The organism is Flavobacteriales bacterium, from assembly GCA_020635795.1.
GTDB lineage: Bacteria > Bacteroidota > Bacteroidia > Flavobacteriales_E > Vicingaceae > Vicingus.
This window is the reverse complement of record JACJZD010000001.1, coordinates 755,554-773,666: the sequence shown is the minus strand read 5'-3', so window position 1 is coordinate 773,666 and position 18,113 is coordinate 755,554. Positions and strand designations below refer to the sequence as shown.

The window sequence follows — 18,113 nt, the reverse complement described above, 5'->3', positions numbered from 1 at the left end:
TAGAAAATCATAAACCAACATAGTTTCAGTAGCTACGCTACTGTTTAACCATCAAAGATGGTCTATGAAATACTTCTTCTTCAATAAAAACTATTATGTCTATGTGGTTAAAAAATAAAAGTTATAAAACTTGAGCAACTGCAATGAATAAACCACTCAACATATTGTTTTTGGCTTCTTGGTTTCCGAACAAACTAAAACCTAAAAACGGAAATTTTATTCAGCAGCACGCTTTAGCGGTTAGTAAAGTTTGTAATGTGGCTTGTTTGCATGCTTTATCAAACGAGCAAGACGAGCTTTTTGATGTTGAAGAGCGAACAACTGAAGGTGTTTATGAAGTGATTGTATACTACAAAAAAATCAACTCCAACTTTCCCATTATTTCACAATACTTAAAAGTAAAACGACAAATTGAAGCGTATCGATTGGGTTACAAAAAAGTTAAAGCCCATTTAAAGACTGTCGATTTGGTGCATTTAAATGTGATGTTTCCAGCGGGTATTTTTGCCTTAGATTTAAAAGAAACGTTTAAACTACCTTACATCATTTCTGAAAATTGGACGGGTTTTTTGCCTACCGACCCCATTAAAATTACTGGTGTAGAAAAATATTTCATCAAACGCATCATGAAAAATGCTTCGGTAATTTGTCCTGTTTCTGAAGATTTAGAAGCTGCCTTAAAAACCTATTACCCCCACCCCTATTTTGAAATTGTACCCAATGTGGTCAATACCAATGTGTTTAAACACCAAACGCACGAAAAAGGGAAACGTATTTTACACATTTCCAATTTAAAAGACGAACACAAAAACATTACAGGCATCTTAGATTCTATTAAAGAATTGAGCCTAACCAGAACTGATTTTTTCATTACCATTGCCGGTGATGGGGATTATCAATACTTTCAACAATATGCCAAACAATTACAAATACCAGCAAATTTGTACACCATAGAAGGAGCTAAAAGTTATACTGAAGTTGCAGCCTTAATGCAACAACACGATTTGTTCTTGTTGTACAGCAATTACGAAAACTTACCTTGTGTTGTAGCAGAATCGTTAGTTAGTGGTTTACCCGTATTAAGCTCAAAAGCTGGTGGAACTGCCGAAATGGTTGATATCACATCAGGAATTATTGTTGAAGCAAAAAACAATACTTTGCTAATTAAACAGTTAAATTACATGCTAGATAATTTAGACCAATACAACACCACTGAAATTGCAGAGAAAGCAGTTCAAAAATACAGTTACGAAAATGTGGGAAAACAATTTTTATCCATTTACCAAAAAGTCTTAAACCGATAATATACCTTGTCAACCCTAAATTTTATAAAATCATTTTTAGACCGAAAAGGCGGGTACGTGGTTTTTTCATCGTTTTTCATCAAACTCATAACCTTTTGTATTTCCATCTTTATCATCCGCTTTATTTCTAAAAACGAGTTTGGATTATTGGTGTATGCCAACACCATTATTGCGTTTATTTCACCCTTTAAAGGTTTTGGTATTTATCAGGGTTTGTTACGATTTGGATCTATTTCCAATTCCCAACAACAAAAAAAATTCTATTTCAATAAAGTATTAATTAAAGGATTCTTTTTCTCGTCCATCATCATTTTTGCTTTACTCTTACTCGCCCCTTTTATCATTTCTAACATTAGCGACAGCTATTTGTATTTGGTGTTTTTAAGTTTTCAGTTAATCACGCTATTGTTTGTCGATACCATTAAAATTTATGCTCGTTTGCTTAACCTCAATAAATTGTATGCCGACATAAACATATACAGCAACATCATTTTGTTGGTTTTTGTAGTAGCTTTTACCTTAATCTGGGGAAGTTGGGGCTATGTGGCTGCATTGGTGGTTTCGCCGTTGTTGTACGGTATTTATCTTTCGTACAAACTCAAGTTGTTTAAATACAACAAGTTTCAAATACCCGAATACAACACCAAACAATTTTTGAGCTATGGTTTTTACATGAGTGTTGGTGGTGTTTTATCAGAAATGCTCTTTGCCGTTGATATTTTATTAATTGGTAACATTATTAAAGATGCCGAGCTTATTGCTCAATACAAAACCTCTAACATTATTCCTTTTAGTTTACTCATTTTACCTGTTGCTATCATTACTGCCGATTTTGTTCAACTTTCTCGTATGGCAATTTCAGATAAAAAAGAATTGGTAAAATACTATTGGAATTACCTTAAAATAATGGGAGTATTAAGTGTATTTATTCTATTATTCTTTTACTTTTTCTCTACCGATTTATTATTGATTTTTGGGAAAGAATACAGCAACGACAACAACTTAATGTTTGTATTCTCTATTGGTACGGTTGGTGCTTTACTGTTTAGAAACCCATTAGGAAACATCTTATCTGCCATAGGTTGGCCAAAAATAAATGCTTTTTTCTCCTTAATTGTTTTAATCATTAATGTTATTGCTGGGTACTATTTTATTACTAAATATGGTGTGATGGGTGCTGCTTATACCACCATATTTTTAATGTGGTTTTCAGGAATTTTGTCTTTATTTGCGTTTATCTATTTTATAAAACAACCCATTGAGCAAAATCAGTAAACTACTTAAAGGCATCAGTGCAATTATCCAAAAACCTTATTTACTTAATAAGGTAATTGATGATGAATCGTGGTTTTTTGATACCATTAAAAAGAAATATCCACAATACACCCATGGCTTACCAATAGTTGAATTGAATCAATTGTTGCCCGAAGTAAACGAAGCCATTGCACCTTTTGCATTCTTGGGTGGGGGCTCTTTACCAACCGATTTATTGTTATTAAAAGGACTAGCCAAACAATATCCCGAATGTTTTTACTTTGAAATTGGTACTTGGCGAGGAGAAAGTGCATCAAACATTGCCTCAGTAACTCCAAATGTGTACACCTTAAATTTAACCAACGAAGCTTTAATTCAATTAGGTTATGATGAAGAATACCTAAAGCAACAAGGCTTATTCTCCAATAAATTTAAAAATATTACACACCTGAGAGGTAACTCCACCAATTTCGATTTCTCTCCTTACTTTGGTAAATGTGATGTTGTTTTTATTGATGGAGATCACAGATACGAAGGAGTTTTAAACGACACTAAAATTGCATTTAATATACTAAAAGACGATAATTCAGTAATTGTTTGGCACGATTACATTGACCATAGCTTTAATATAAGATGGGATGTTGTGCAAGGAATATTGGATGGATGCGAAACAAACAACTTGAAACATCTCTACCATATCAACAATACATTAAGTGCTATTTTTACTAAAAAAGAGTTAATACCTGTTTCAAACAAACCTATTTTAACCCCAAATAAGCAATTTAAGGTTAAAATCGACTCCGAAAAATTGTAAAAAAACACTCTTTTACCAATTTATTTAATCATCAATTAAAATTATTCTACTTGATAATCAGTTGTTTATAATTTTTTTAAGTACTATGTATTACATGGTATTATCTTTTAGACATATCTTTGCTATGTAAATTAATAGGTTAAACACTTTTAAAAATAAATAGCAATGAAAAAAATAATGTTAATACTAGTTTTGGTTGGAAGTTCATTAATGAGTTTTGCCAATCCACATAAAACTACAATGGTAGGTAATGAAACTGCCTTGATAAAAAAAATGGTAAACAAACTACGTTTACCTGATAATTTAAAAAAGAAAAGTAATGCTGGAGTTTTAAACGTTGAATTTATCATCAACGATAAAGGTGCTATCGAAATCAAAAACATTTCAGGCAAAAATGCAGAAATCACATCTTTTATCAAAAATCAATTTGAATCACTTGAAATTGAAATTGGTACTTTAGAAAAAAACACCACATACTTTATTGATATTAATCTTAATATAATTTAAAATTATGAACATTGAAAACACCAAAGCCCAGATGAGAAAGGGAGTACTTGAGTACTGTATCCTTTCAATACTCAACAACGGAGAGGCTTACCCATCAGAAATAATTGACCAACTAAAGCAAGGTAAATTAATAGTGGTTGAAGGCACCTTATACCCTTTATTAACCCGATTAAAAAATGCCGACTTATTGGGCTACCGTTGGGAAGAATCAACCTCTGGACCACCTAGAAAATATTATTCACTTACCGAAAAAGGAAGCGAATTTTTAAAAGAACTTGCCGATACCTGGAACGAATTAGTAGAAGCAGTTGAACTAACTAGAAAAATTAAATAACTAACAACTAAACAATTATAATCATGAATCAGACATTAACAGTTAATATAAGCGGTATAGTGTTTCACATTGAGGTGGATGCTTACGATACGCTGAAAAACTACTTAAATAAAATCAAAAGCATCTTCGGAAATTCGGAAGAACGAGAGGAAATAATGCAAGACATTGAATCTCGAATAGCTGAATTATTTAGCTCTTCGATGAACGATAAAAACCAAGTTATTACCGCTGCAGATGTAGACAAGGTAATTGCTGTAATGGGAAAGCCAGAACAATACATAAACGAAGAAGATGAAGAAGAAATACATTCTTCAACTAATTCAAGCCACAGTCAAGTTAAAACCGATAAAAAACTATTCCGTAATCCTGACGATAGAATATTGGGTGGAGTTTGTTCTGGTTTAGGTGCTTACATTGGTTTTGATACCGTATGGATTCGTTTATTCTTTGTTGCAGCATTCTTTTTAGGATTTGGTTTCTTCACCTACATTATATTATGGATAGTAATGCCCGAAGCTAAAACAGCTTCGGATAAACTAAAAATGAAAGGTGAGCCCATTAACGTAAACAATATTGGTAGAAAATTTGAAGAAGAAGCCAATAAAGTAACCGAAAAATTAAAAAATGTAGATACTTCAAAATTTTCCCAAAAAGCAGGTACAGTTGTAGAAAATACAGCTGGAGCTATAGGCAGTATTTTAACTACACTATTTAGTATTTTAGGAAAAGTAATTGGTGTGTTTTTTCTAATCTTAGGTACATTTTTATTGGTAATGCTATTAGCCATGATATTTGGTTCTAATGCCGTTTTCTCTATAACAAACGAAGGTGTTTTTTCAATAGAATCGTACGATTTTTTAAACATGATATTTGTTTCTCAAGATCAACTTTATTTAGCCATTACAGGTGTTTTATTATTAATAGGAACTCCAATTATAACGTTAATTTATTTAGCCATTCGCTTGTTGTTTAAAATTAAAACACATTACAGTGTAAGCTTAATATTAATATCCATGTTTGTAATTGGAGGGTTTATGTGTGCTATGGTTGGCATTAAAATGGGAACCGAATTATCATCGGATGAAGAAATAGTTCAAACACATGAAATTGCAGCAACGCCAAGTGCATTGGTTATAAGTTCTCCAAACGAAATACTTCCTGGAAAAGGAATCTTAGAAGACCAATACACCAGTATTTCGGTTGATGGAGAAATGCTATACCAAAGTTATGTAAGATTAGAAATTGAAAAGAGTAAAACAGACAGTATTCGGTTAGATGTGGTTACTTCATCAAATGGAAGAAACACAAAAGATGCTATCAAAAATGCTCGTTCAATTACGTACCATTACCAACTTTCTGATTCTGGTTTAGTGTTGGATAATTATTTATCTACTTTAAAAGAAAATAAAATTAGAGGACAACAAGTTCGATTAAAATTATTTATCCCATTAAATCAAGTTATTTATTTAGATGCCTCGTTAAAAGAAGTTTTATCAAACGTTGACAATGTAACCAACACATGGGACAAACACATGATACGAAACAAATGGATAATGCTAGAAAGTGGATTAACCTGTTTAGATTGTACCGATATTAAAGGAGTTACCACCATGCAGTTAGACTCTATAAAAACATATATTCCTATTCATTAATAAATATAAAACCACATGGATACATAGATGAAAAAATTAAAGAATATATAAGTACACATAGCTAACAATAGCAAGCTATTGTGTATTGTCTAAGACAAACTATGTAATTCTTTGATACAAAAAAACTATGTTCCTATGTGGTTAAAGAAAGTTAGTAGTAAGTTGTTTAGTTAGTGCAAAAGAGTCCCGCAGTATTGCGGGGCTTTTTTATTTTGTAATTTTACAAGAAAATCAACCATGAATTTAGAAACCGTTTGTACTGAAGTAAACGCCCTTGCAAAAGAAGTTGGAGCATACATTCAATCACAAAAAATTGCTTTAAGCGATGTAGAAACCAAATCGAAAAACAGCTTGGTAACCTTTGTTGATAAAACTGCAGAGCAAAAATTAGTTAAACGACTTTCAGAACTTATTCCAGAAGCTGGTTTTATTGCCGAAGAAGGCACTTCAACTAAAGTTGGTGAAAAGTACAATTGGATTATTGATCCACTCGATGGCACCACCAATTTTATTCATGGAGTTCCTTGTTATTGTATCAGTATTGGTCTAAAACGTAACAATGAGTTGGTGCTTGGTGTTATTTATGAAATAAACCTAAACGAACTTTTTTATGCCTGGGAAGGAAGTAAAGCGTATTTAAACGGTAAAGAAATTTCAGTTACCTCTATCCTAACACTTGAAGACTCGTTAATTGCAACAGGTTTCCCGTATTACGATTACGAGAAGCAAGACGAATACATGAACTTGTTTAAAGACTTGATGAAAAATTCGAGAGGTTTACGTCGTTTAGGTTCCGCAGCCGTAGATTTAGCTTATGTTGCCTGTGGACGTTTCGATGCCTTTTACGAATACAGTTTGCACCCTTGGGATGTAGCAGCGGGAGCATTTATTGTACAACAAGCAGGTGGTAAGGTTGCAGACTTTAAAGGCGGTGATGATTATTTATTTGGTAAAGAAATTATCACTTGTAATCCACATATTTATCCTGAATTATTAGAGAAAGTTAAAAATCATTTCGGGTGATTGGTTTAATTTCTATTTATACAGTCTAAAATTAGCTCCTATATTAAATATCTTTATTAGATTCGTATTATTATGGGTGTTATTGCAAAGCAAGGTGTGATAAATCTAATTACGTCCTACGCGGGTGTAATAATTGGTGCCGTTAATACTATTTTACTTTTTCCTAATATTTTTACAGCGGCGGAGTTTGGTTTAACTAGAGTTATTGTTTCTGCTGCGATGATGAGCTCCTCGTTATTTTCATTTGGAGTAAGTAGTTTCGCTATTAAATTCTTTCCTTTTTTTAAAGATAAACCAAATCAAAATAATGGTTTTCTGTTCTTTATAATGCTTATACCTTTTATAGGGTATCTAATTTTTTTAATTGTAAGCTTCTTTTTTAAACCTAGCATTATTAGTTATTACAGTACCAACTCTAGTTTGTTCTCTGAATATTATGGATACACTATCATTTTAACATTTTATATTATCTATTTAAATGTTTTTGATTCATACTTAAAAGCATTACATAAAAGCGTTTTCTATAATTTTTTAGATAACATCGTACTAAAATGTTTTTGGTTAATATTAATTATACTCTATTATTTCAAAGTAATAAATTTTAATGAGTTTATCTTTGGATATGTTAATACTTACGGTCTTTTAATATTGTTTGAGCTTCTTTATTTGATGTACATAAAAGAATTTTTTATACTTCCAAACTTTAAAAAATTTGATCTAAAAACAATTAAAGAAATTCTATTCTTTGGAGTATTAACCATGTTTGGTAGTGGTATAACTGGTATGGCTGCTTCAATCGATTCTCTTGTAATAGGTTCAATTGACAAAACTGGCTTGGAAGGTGTTGCATTTTATTCTGTTGCATTTTATGTTAGTTTCCTAATAGTTATACCATTTAATGCTTTAACTCGAATAATTAACACTTCTATTTCTGAAGCTTGGAAAAACAACGACTTGGTAAAAATCAACGATTTTTACAAAAAAAGTTCAAACAATCTCTTACTAATCGGAATGTTTATTTTTTTGGTGATATGGCTAAATGTTGACAGTCTTTTTGAATTGTTGCCCACTGAATACACTCAGGCTAAATATGTATTATTATTTATTTGTTTGGCTAAACTTTTTGAAATCTCTGTAGGTATTAATGGTATTATAATCAACTTTTCTAAATATTATAAACTCATTTTTTATATAAACATCTTACTAATTTTATTACTTATTGTAACCGATTATCTATTAATACCAATTATGGGTATTGTAGGAGCTGCTTTAGCGACTTTAATTTCAACACTTATAGTATTATCAATTTACCTTATCGTTCTTTATAAGAATTATAAACTACTTCCTTTTACGAATAAATCATTTTTGATTTTGATAATCAGTATAATTATCTACTTCATTGTAAACTTAATACCCGATTTCAATCATATTATTCTAAATGTGGGAACAAGATCGTTCATTATTTTAATCCTATTTTTTCCATCAGTTTATGTTTTAAATATTTCTTTAGAGTTTAATAAATTAATTGTCTCTACTTTTCAATACCTAGGAATAACTAAAAAACATTAAATTTGCACAAACATAAATCAACATGAAATTAGCCCTTTTAGTTATAGGAATTCTTGGAATTGGCGTATTTGGTATGGCTGTAAAAATTATCTTTAAAAAAGGTGGTCGTTTTGATAAAACTTGTGCAAGTACCAATTCAGTTTTAAATAAAGATGGCGAGCCTTGTGGTTTTTGTGGTGCACTACCCGAAGAACAATGTAAGAGTGACGAAAAATAGTTTATCGTTATTAGTGTATCGTGTATTGTAACTCTATACACTATGAACAATACACCAACAACTAATCAAGTAAATCTGGTCTTCTTTCTTGAGTTCTTTTAAAAGCCTCCTCTTCACGCCAAGCTTCTATTTTTTTATGGTCGCCTCCTAATAAAATCGAAGGCACTTTTAATCCTCTATATTCTTCAGGTCGAGTATAAACGGGCGGCGCTAATAAATTATCTTGAAAAGAATCGGTTAACGCAGAAGTTTCATCGCTAATTACACCTGGAATTAATCGAATTATGGCATCGGCTAAAATGGCTGCTGGCAGCTCACCTCCCGTTAACACAAAATCTCCAATAGATATTTCTCTGGTAATAAATAAATCCCGTACACGTTGGTCGACACCTTTGTAATGCCCAGCTAAAATCATTATATTTTCTTTCAACGAAAGTGTATTTACCATACCTTGTTTCATGGTTTCTCCATCAGGAGTCATGTATATAATTTCGTCGTACGTTCTTTCGGCTTTTAATTTTTCAATACAATCGGCAATGGGTTGTATTTGCATCACCATACCTGCCCCACCACCAAAAGCGTAATCGTCAACACTCTTTTGTTTATTGGTAGAATAATCTCTCAAATTATGTATAACAACTTCTACCAAACCTTTATCTTGAGCTCTTTTCAATATCGAAGTATTAAAAGGGCTTTCTAACAACTCTGGTAAAACAGTTATAATGTCTATTCGCATAATGCAAAAGTACGAAAGCCCCTCCTAACCTCCCCGATAGGGAGGAATTATTTTATAATTTTGTCATGCTGAGCCTGTCGAAGCATCTTTTTAGTTATTTTTAGATAATGAAATTCAGGTATCTATTCATATTATTATTAATTACAATTCCGATTCTAAAAATAATTGGAGAGTATCAATATTCTAAAACAGTAAATAAGGAAAAACTTCAATTTAAAATAAAAATTTGGGATTTTACGGAGAATGGTAAATTAAACTCAGTTGATACTTTATTAGTTTCTATTAACTTTAATTTACCTAAAACTTATTCCATCAAAAAATATAATCATTATAAAAGTGATTGTTTAGGATGTGAATCACAAGGTTATTCATTCTTTACAAATCCAAGTAGTGAGACAATTAAAGAGCCTGACTCATTATATTTTGAGTGGATTTCAAGAGTCGATACATTGCGTGACATTGACAGCCTAATACTATCTGTTTATACACACATGGATATATTCAAATCGTATTTATCTGAAAAATGTTCAAGTAAAGATTTAATACTAAACTTTAAAGATGAGCTAAAATCTCAATCTCCAGATTATAAATTTTCCAATATAACTGAACATCAAAATTCCGTAGGAAAATATTCAATTCTAAACTATTCATTAAACAGAAGTTACATTGTGTCTACTTTCTGTGTGGGTGGAATTTTTATTAAATTCAATCTAAAAGATCAATCATCTAATACTAATGGGTCATTAAATTTCTATAAAATTCTACAATCTGTAAAAATAAAAGTTGAATATAAAGGCAAAGATGAAAAAATTAAGCAACTAATAAATTAACTCCCTACTTTATACTTTTAACTTTCGTAGTTCACAGTTTAATAATTATTTTTGTAATTCAAATTTTAAGCAATATGGCAGAAATTAGAAGCAACTGGACAAAAGAAGAAATTCTGAATATTTATAACAAACCTCTAATGGAATTGATTTATGATGCTGCTAAAGTTCATAGAGAATATCACGATCCATTAAAAATTCAAGTAAGTAAATTAATTTCGATAAAAACAGGTGGTTGCCCTGAAGATTGTGGTTATTGTCCGCAAGCTGCACGTTACCACACCAACATAGAAAAAAACAATTTAATGCCTCTGGATGAAGTTTTAGCGAAAGCTGAAGCTGCAAAAGCTACTGGTTCATCGAGAGTTTGTATGGGTGCTGCTTGGAGAAATGTTCAAGATGGAGAAGATTTTGACCAAGTAATTGAAATGGTAAAAGGATTAAGTGCAATGAATATGGAAGTTTGTTGTACTCTTGGTATGGTTACCGAAAATCAAGCAACACGTTTAGCAGAAGCTGGATTGCATTACTATAACCACAACATTGACACATCAGAAGAATATTATAAAGAAGTTATTTCTACACGTGGTTTTAACGACAGAATAAAAACATTAGAAAACGTACGTAAAAGCTCATTAAAAGTGTGTTCAGGTGGTATTATTGGTATGGGCGAAACCGTTAACGACCGAATTGGTATGTTAATGGGTTTATTAAAATTAAGCGAAGCACCTGAATCTATTCCAATCAATGCGTTGGTTCCAGTTGAAGGAACACCTTTAGAAGAACAAGAAATTGTGCCGATTTGGGACGTGGTTAGAATGATAGCTACCACTCGTATTGTTTTCCCAAAAAGTACCGTACGTTTATCAGCAGGAAGAACACAAATGAGTAAAGAAGGACAAGCTCTGTGCTTTATGGCAGGTGCAAGTTCAATTTTTGCAGGAGACAAATTGTTAACGACTCCTAACCCAGGCGACAATGAAGATATGCAGTTGTTTAGTTTGTTAGGCTTAACTCCTACTGAAAAACAAAAAGACAATACTGGTAAAGTAAAAATTAGAAAAGACCAACCTATCCTTCGACAAGCTCAGGATGACAGCAATATTGATGTCGAAAAATGGAGCAGACCGGGACACGTTATTGAACGTAATGTACAAGCAACGGAAAAAGGAAAAGAAGCGAGAAAGGTTTTGAAAGAGAATAGCCCCTCTTAATTTCCCCGAAGGGGAGAAATGTCAATACTAATTAAAGCTTGACATTAGTCGTATTGTCACACTGAGCTTGTCGAAGTGTCTTTTTACTTAAATAGACAATGAATCAAATCACCTAAAAATTGAAAGATCAGCTTCAACATATTCAACAACAGCTTGATAAACGAAAAAAAGAGAATGCTTTTCGTGAACTAAAAACGAATCAACAGTTGGTTGATTTTTGTTCTAACGATTATTTGGGTTTCGCGAAAGAATCGGCTATACATCAACTCAATCATCATTTCGAAAATTATGGTGCAACAGGTTCTCGATTAATTTCTGGTAACCATGTCATTACCGAAGAAGTTGAAAATTATTTAGCAAACTTCTACAAAACAGAAGCTGCTTTAATTTTTAACTCGGGTTACAATGCCAATGTGGGGTTGTTCCAATGTTTACCACTACGAACCGACACTATTATTTACGATGAATACATTCATGCTTCTATTCGTGATGGTATAAAATTGAGCAATGCCAAAAATTTTTCGTTTGAACACAATAATTTAGATGCTCTTGAAAACAAGTTAAAACAAGCCTCAGGCCTAATTTATATTGTAGTTGAATCCATTTACTCTATGGATGGCGACCAAGCACCACTTCAAGAAATTACTCAACTTTGTAAAAAATACAACGCAGCTTTAATAGTTGACGAAGCTCATGCTGTTGGTATTTTCGGGAATGGTTTAGGGTTAGTTGCTGAACTAAATTTAGAAAACAATGTTTTTGCACGAGTAATAACATTTGGAAAAGCTTTTGGCGGACATGGTGCTGCTGTGCTTGGAAGCAAATCATTAAAAGAATATTTAATCAATTATTCAAGAGCATTTATTTATACCACTGCCCTACCTTTAACTAATATTTTAACCATAAAAAATGCTCACGAATTTTTACTTCAACACCTTTCAAGAATTGATGAATTGAAGGAGTTAATCCACTATTTCAAAAACTCATCACTCACTACACGTCACTCATCACCCAGTTCATTTAGTGCTATTCATTGCCTCATTATCCCTGGCAACACCGAAGTGAAACAACTAGCCAAAAAAATTCAAATACATGGTTTTGATGTTCGCCCTATTTTATCGCCAACAGTTCCAAAAGGAAAAGAACGTTTAAGAATTTGCTTGCATAGCTTCAATACCAAAGAGCAGATAGATCAACTAATTAAAGTGATAAATAAGGAAAAATGAAGAAATATTTTATAACAGGAATAGGAACCAACATTGGTAAAACCGTGGTTTCAGCCATTTTAACCGAAGCGTTAGAAGCTGACTATTGGAAACCAATACAATCGGGAGATTTGGATACTTCTGATAGTTTAAAGGTTCAGAATTTGATTTCTAATCAGAAAACTATCATTCATCCCGAAGCTTATCGTTTAAATCAGCCCATGTCGCCACACGCTGCTGCAAAATTGGATAAAGTTACTATTGATTTGAATAATATTATTTTACCAAAAACTCAAAACAACCTTATTATTGAAGGTGCTGGAGGATTAATGGTTCCATTAAATGATAAAGATTTAATTATTGATTTGATTGCAAAATTAGATGCTGAAGTTATTTTGGTTTCTCAAAATTATTTGGGTAGTATTAACCATACTTTACTTAGTATAGAAAGTTTGAAAGCGAGAAAGTTAAAAGTAAAAGGAATTATCTTTAACGGTGAAGAAAACAAAGAGACTGAATCTTTTATTTTAAATTATACTAAGGTGCAATTTCTTGGTAGAATACAACAACACCAAGAAATTACGAAAGAAATGGTATTGAGTTACAAAAATCAAATCGGTCTATAAATGAGCAATAAATTAACCATAGGTTTTTCCCCTTGCCCTAACGACACCTTTATTTTTGATGCATTAGTCCATCATAAAATAGATACAGAAGGGTTAGATTTTGAAGTTTATTTAGGCGATGTGGAAGACTTGAATCAAAAGGCTTTTAATAACGAATTAGACATCACCAAACTAAGCTATCACGCCTATGGATATTTAACCGAAAACTATGTATTACTAGATGCTGGAAGTGCTTTAGGAAAAGGTTGTGGTCCATTACTGATTTCCAAACCCACCACACACCACACTTCACACACCACACTAAAAATAGCTATTCCAGGAAAATACACCACTGCTAATTTCTTGTTGAGTATCGCTCATCCCGAAGCTACTAATAAAGTAGAAATGTTGTTTTCTGACATTGAAAATGCTGTGCTAACAGGCAAAGTTGATGCTGGATTAATTATCCATGAAAACAGGTTTACGTATCAAGAAAAAGGATTGGAAAAAATAATAGATTTAGGCGAATATTGGGAGCAAACAACCGGAAATTTAATTCCATTAGGAGGCATTGTAATAAAGCGACATTTACCAGTAGAAACCATTCAAAAAGTAAATAAATTACTTCGTAAAAGCATCGAATACGCTTTTGAAAACCCTGAGTCTCCATTAGAGTATATGCAATGTAATGCTCAAGAAATGGACAAAAAAGTGATGATGCAACATGTTGAGTTATATGTCAATAAATACTCTGTAGATTTAGGTATTGAAGGTAAATCAGCCATTACAAAAATGTTTAATTTAGCACAAGAAAAAGGGATTATTCCAAACATTGTAAATCCGTTATTTGTTAATGGTTAATTGTAAACCACTTTTAACTTTTAACTTTTAACTTTTAACTTTTAACTTTTAACTTTAAGTATGATAATAGTAACAGGTGCAGCAGGTTTTATTGCAAGTTGTTTAGTAAGTAAGCTAAATCAAGAAGGTTATAAAGACATTGTTTTAGTTGATGATTTTTCTAACCCTGAAAAAAACAAAAATTTTGAAGGCAAGACCTATACTCAAAAAGTTGACAGAGAAGAATTCATTCCTTGGTTAGAAGAAAACCAACAATTGGTTCAGTTTATTTTTCATATTGGAGCCAGAACCGATACCACCGAATTTGACACCAAAATATTTGATAAACTAAACTTAAACTACACCAAAGACATTTGGAATTTGTGTGTAAAACATGGTTTGCCATTAGTTTATGCTTCATCTGCTGCAACTTATGGTTTAGGTGAGTTTGGTTACGACGACAACCACGATATTGTAAACAAACTAAAACCTTTAAACCCTTACGGAGATTCTAAAAACGATTTCGACAAGTGGGCTTTAGCACAAGAAAAACAGCCTTATTTCTGGGCTGGTTTAAAGTTTTTTAATGTATATGGACCTAACGAATACCATAAAGGTAGAATGGCATCGGTTATTTTTCATGCTTTTAATCAAATAAACCAGACTGGAGCAATGAAATTGTTTGCTTCGCACAACCCTGATTTTAAAGATGGTGAACAACTACGTGACTTTGTTTACGTTAAAGATGTAGTAAATGTGTGTATGTTTTTATTGGAACATAGAAAAAACTCAGGATTGTACAACTTAGGTTCAGGTAAAGCGCGTACTTTTTTAGACTTGGTAAAAAACACCTTTAAAGCAATGGGAAAAGAGCCAAACATTAGTTTTGTACCAACGCCAGAAGACATTCGTGATAAGTACCAATACTTTACCGAAGCCAACATGAACAAACTAAAAGGAATTGGTTACAATAAACCTTTTCATACATTGGAAGAAGGCGTTGAGGATTATGTGAAGAATTATTTAGTTTCGGGAAAAAATTATTAATTCCAACATTTAAGTTAAATTTATAGTGCGGATAAAAGCAATTGTTTTTATTTAGATATTGGTATCAAATTAATGAGAAATATTCTAATCATATTAATTTTCATTATTCCATTTACACTAGTTGGACAGAAACGGACTGTTTATATTGTTCTGCATAAAGTACAAAAAAAGATTTTTAAAGATGTTACTAAAACTGATACTATCGCAATTCTTAACACTGAAGAGAAGATAACGCCGAAGCATCTTTCAAAACTATTATTAAATAAAGACAGCTATGAAAACAGGATAGGTTTTGACTTTGAAATTTGTGACTTCCCTGATACTACTGAATGGAAATTAAATTGTGATTCATTTGCTATTTACAACTATCAAGGTAAATGTTTCTGGCGATATAAAGGAAAAATGAATTACTCTGACTCTATTAAGTATCATACGGTTCATTACGCATGTGACGAGGATAATCTAGCTCGATTTTTTAACACTCATTTTACTTTTGACAGTCAAAACAGACTCATCCTTGTAATGAGACAAGATTACGCAAATTTAGACTTTATTACATACGAATATGATAAGAACAGCCGACTAATTTCAATTGAAGATTCAGGATTCTTCATTTTTAAATATGATAAAAATTCTGAGGTATCTAGAGTTATTAAAAAAGATCATGGTACTTCTAGAAAGAATCTGACATATATAGAAATATTAAACTAATGCCACTATCATCTATATTTCATGGAGCAATCTCAGCCGCCGATTGTGTCCCACAAACGGTGTTTCTTTTATTTGTGATGACACAAACAAATGCAAAATAGGAATTAAAGCTTTGATTACTTAGCTAAACGAAAATTTAGTTGCTTTTAATTCACCTTACAAAACATAGATAGTGCGTTAAATCCAATATTCCATTAAAATTATCTTAACCAACTTTCCAAATCAACCAATTTTTCTTAACTTTAAAACTATACATGGAACAACGCGATTTAATTAAAGATCAATTAGAAATTTTCGGCAAAGCACTAAGTAAAGTTTTAGGCAATTTTTTAAGTTTAAAAAATGCTCCTAATTCCGATTTAGCATTTGAGCAAACCAATCAACAACTAAAAACTGAACTTGATATTGATGTTGACCTCATTTTAGAAATTTCTCCACAACAACTCACCTCCTATTTATTAGAAAAAAAAATACCTCCTCCACATCTCGAAACTCTTATCGAATATTTTGTTGAAATGGGCGAACACACCCTAAAACAAGATACAGCGAAAGGTAAATCTATTTTAACCAAAACGCTCGAAATGTATAAGGTGTTAGACTTAAACACCAATACTTATTCGTTCGAAAGAAGAGAAAAAGAACAAAAAATTCAACATTTATTACAACACCAATAAACTACAATTAAGTGTAGTTTTACAAAAAATATCATAAAATTTTATGCAAGAAATAGAAAATGTAGAGTTAAGTTATTTAACGCTTAACGATTACCAAGAATTGAAAGAAGCGATGATTGAAGCATATTCAAGTATGCCTGATGCGTATTGGAAAGAACATCAAATAAAAACCTTAATTGATAAATTCCCTGAAGGACAAATTGTAATAAAAGCAAACAACAAAATTGCTGGTTGTGCTTTGTCCATTATTGTAGATTCTGAAGCTTTTGATGATAAACACACCTATAAGGATATTACAGGTAATTATAAATTCGATACTCACGATAACAATGGCGATATGCTTTATGGCATAGATGTTTTTATAAAACCAGAGTTTAGAGGGTTACGTTTAGCTCGTCGTTTGTACGATTACAGAAAAGAATTGTGCGAACGATTAAACTTAAAAGGGATTGCTTTTGGTGGTAGAATTCCAAACTATCATAAATACGCAAATGAGCTAACACCAAAACAATACATTGAAAAAGTTCGATTAAAAGAGATTCACGACCCAGTTTTTAATTTTCAAATTTCTAATGATTTCTACCCATCAAAAATCTTAAAAAATTACTTAGAAGGCGATGAACACTCAAACGATTATGCTGTTTTATTAAAATGGGATAACCTTTATTACGAAAAGAAAAGAAAGAAACCTTCCATCAATAAAAAAGTAGTGCGTTTAGGTTTGATACAATGGCAAATGCGTCCTTATGAGAGTTTAGAGGAATTGATGCAACATGCCGAATATTTTATCGACGCTGTTTCTGGTTACCGTTCTGATTTTGCCTTATTTCCAGAGTTCTTTAACGCACCTTTAATGGCTGAGAACAACCATTTAACCGAACCAGAAGCCATTCGTGAATTGGCTAAACATACCGAGTATATTGTTCAAAAATTCTCTAATCTAGCTATTTCATATAACATCAACATCATAACAGGCAGTATGCCCGAAATGATTGGAGACACACTATACAATGTAGGTTATTTGTGCAGACGAGATGGCTCAATGGATCGTTACGAAAAATTACATGTAACTCCAGATGAAGCCAAAGTATGGGGATTACAAGGAGGCTCTCAGCTTAAAGCTTTTGATACCGACTGTGGAAAAATTGGCGTTTTAATCTGTTACGATTCAGAGTTTCCTGAATTAAGCCGATTATTGGCTGATGAAGGTATGGATATTTTGTTTGTACCATTTTTAACCGACACACAAAACGGATATTCAAGAGTTAGAAATTGTTCTCAAGCACGTGCCATCGAAAATGAATGTTATGTAGCAATTGCAGGTAGTGTTGGTAATTTACCAAAGGTGCATAACATGGACATACAGTATGCTCAATCGATGGTATTTACTCCTTGTGATTTTGCCTTTCCAGCAAATGGTATTAAAGCTGAAGCCACTCCAAATACCGAAATGATTTTAATTGCAGATGTTGACATTGATTTATTAAGAGAATTAAATCAGTTTGGTAGTGTACGAAACTTAAAAGACCGAAGAACAGATTTGTTTGAATTAAAGAAAAAATGATTCAGTAATAGGCTAC

General features: G+C 32.0%; 19 protein-coding genes. 18 read left to right on the top strand and 1 reads right to left on the bottom strand.

All coding sequences use genetic code 11. The features are described 5' to 3' along the window. The first annotated feature begins 143 nt into the window (after positions 1–143). From H6589_03340 to H6589_03300, 9 genes are all read left to right on the top strand, one after another. Positions 144–1,304, top strand: coding sequence for a glycosyltransferase (locus H6589_03340; GenBank protein ID MCB9173618.1), 1,161 nt, complete (start codon positions 144–146; stop codon positions 1,302–1,304). Between the two features lie 6 nt (positions 1,305–1,310). Then, positions 1,311–2,579, top strand: coding sequence for an oligosaccharide flippase family protein (locus H6589_03335; protein MCB9173617.1), 1,269 nt, complete (start codon positions 1,311–1,313; stop codon positions 2,577–2,579). Then, positions 2,563–3,372 (top strand): class I SAM-dependent methyltransferase, encoded by an 810-nt coding sequence (locus H6589_03330; protein ID MCB9173616.1) that lies wholly within the window; start codon positions 2,563–2,565, stop codon positions 3,370–3,372. The genes H6589_03335 and H6589_03330 overlap by 17 nt, the downstream gene beginning before the upstream one ends. 165 nt (positions 3,373–3,537) lie before the next feature. Beyond that, complete coding sequence (locus H6589_03325; protein ID MCB9173615.1) at positions 3,538–3,879, top strand: hypothetical protein; 342 nt, start codon at positions 3,538–3,540, stop codon at positions 3,877–3,879. A gap of 4 nt (positions 3,880–3,883) precedes the next feature. Further along, complete coding sequence (locus tag H6589_03320) at positions 3,884–4,213, top strand: PadR family transcriptional regulator (protein ID MCB9173614.1); 330 nt, start codon at positions 3,884–3,886, stop codon at positions 4,211–4,213. A 23-nt stretch (positions 4,214–4,236) separates the two neighbouring features. Further along, the gene (locus H6589_03315) at positions 4,237–5,865 is read left to right on the top strand and encodes a PspC domain-containing protein (GenBank protein MCB9173613.1); all 1,629 of its coding nucleotides are present in this window, start codon (positions 4,237–4,239) and stop codon (positions 5,863–5,865) included. 237 nt (positions 5,866–6,102) lie between these two features. Further along, complete coding sequence (locus H6589_03310) at positions 6,103–6,888, top strand: inositol monophosphatase (protein ID MCB9173612.1); 786 nt, start codon at positions 6,103–6,105, stop codon at positions 6,886–6,888. Positions 6,889–6,960: 72 nt separating this feature from the next. Further along, complete coding sequence (locus tag H6589_03305) at positions 6,961–8,457, top strand: polysaccharide biosynthesis C-terminal domain-containing protein (GenBank protein ID MCB9173611.1); 1,497 nt, start codon at positions 6,961–6,963, stop codon at positions 8,455–8,457. A 22-nt stretch (positions 8,458–8,479) separates the two neighbouring features. Next, positions 8,480–8,674 carry a membrane or secreted protein gene (locus H6589_03300; protein ID MCB9173610.1) on the top strand — a complete coding sequence of 65 codons (195 nt, stop codon included), beginning with the start codon at positions 8,480–8,482 and terminating at the stop codon, positions 8,672–8,674. Positions 8,675–8,735: 61 nt separating this feature from the next. Here the strand turns inward: H6589_03300 and trmD are convergent, their stop codons facing one another. Beyond that, positions 8,736–9,410: a tRNA (guanosine(37)-N1)-methyltransferase TrmD gene (gene trmD, locus H6589_03295; protein ID MCB9173609.1), complete on the bottom strand. Its 675-nt coding sequence runs from the start codon at positions 9,408–9,410 to the stop codon at positions 8,736–8,738. A 107-nt stretch (positions 9,411–9,517) separates the two neighbouring features. Between trmD and H6589_03290 the strand changes: the two genes are divergently transcribed. The 9 genes from H6589_03290 (at position 9,518) to H6589_03250 (ending at position 18,097) form a co-directional block, all read left to right on the top strand. Continuing rightward, the gene (locus H6589_03290) at positions 9,518–10,240 is read left to right on the top strand and encodes a hypothetical protein (protein ID MCB9173608.1); all 723 of its coding nucleotides are present in this window, start codon (positions 9,518–9,520) and stop codon (positions 10,238–10,240) included. A gap of 74 nt (positions 10,241–10,314) precedes the next feature. After that, positions 10,315–11,451, top strand: coding sequence for a biotin synthase BioB (bioB, locus tag H6589_03285; protein MCB9173607.1), 1,137 nt, complete (start codon positions 10,315–10,317; stop codon positions 11,449–11,451). A 119-nt stretch (positions 11,452–11,570) separates the two neighbouring features. Then, on the top strand, positions 11,571–12,677 hold the full coding sequence (locus tag H6589_03280) for a pyridoxal phosphate-dependent aminotransferase family protein (protein ID MCB9173606.1): 1,107 nt from the start codon (positions 11,571–11,573) through the stop codon (positions 12,675–12,677). Further along, a complete protein-coding gene (gene bioD, locus H6589_03275) occupies positions 12,674–13,282 on the top strand; it encodes a dethiobiotin synthase (protein ID MCB9173605.1) in 609 nt (202 codons plus the stop codon). The genes H6589_03280 and bioD overlap by 4 nt, the downstream gene beginning before the upstream one ends. Then, entirely contained in the window at positions 13,283–14,122 is an 840-nt protein-coding gene (locus H6589_03270; protein MCB9173604.1) for a 1,4-dihydroxy-6-naphthoate synthase, read from the top strand. Between the two features lie 60 nt (positions 14,123–14,182). After that, entirely contained in the window at positions 14,183–15,148 is a 966-nt protein-coding gene (gene rfaD, locus H6589_03265; GenBank protein MCB9173603.1) for an ADP-glyceromanno-heptose 6-epimerase, read from the top strand. Between the two features lie 72 nt (positions 15,149–15,220). Beyond that, a complete protein-coding gene (locus tag H6589_03260) occupies positions 15,221–15,859 on the top strand; it encodes a hypothetical protein (protein ID MCB9173602.1) in 639 nt (212 codons plus the stop codon). 254 nt (positions 15,860–16,113) lie between these two features. Further along, complete coding sequence (locus H6589_03255; GenBank protein MCB9173601.1) at positions 16,114–16,533, top strand: hypothetical protein; 420 nt, start codon at positions 16,114–16,116, stop codon at positions 16,531–16,533. A gap of 43 nt (positions 16,534–16,576) precedes the next feature. Then, the gene (locus tag H6589_03250) at positions 16,577–18,097 is read left to right on the top strand and encodes a bifunctional GNAT family N-acetyltransferase/carbon-nitrogen hydrolase family protein (GenBank protein MCB9173600.1); all 1,521 of its coding nucleotides are present in this window, start codon (positions 16,577–16,579) and stop codon (positions 18,095–18,097) included. Positions 18,098–18,113 lie beyond the last annotated feature (16 nt).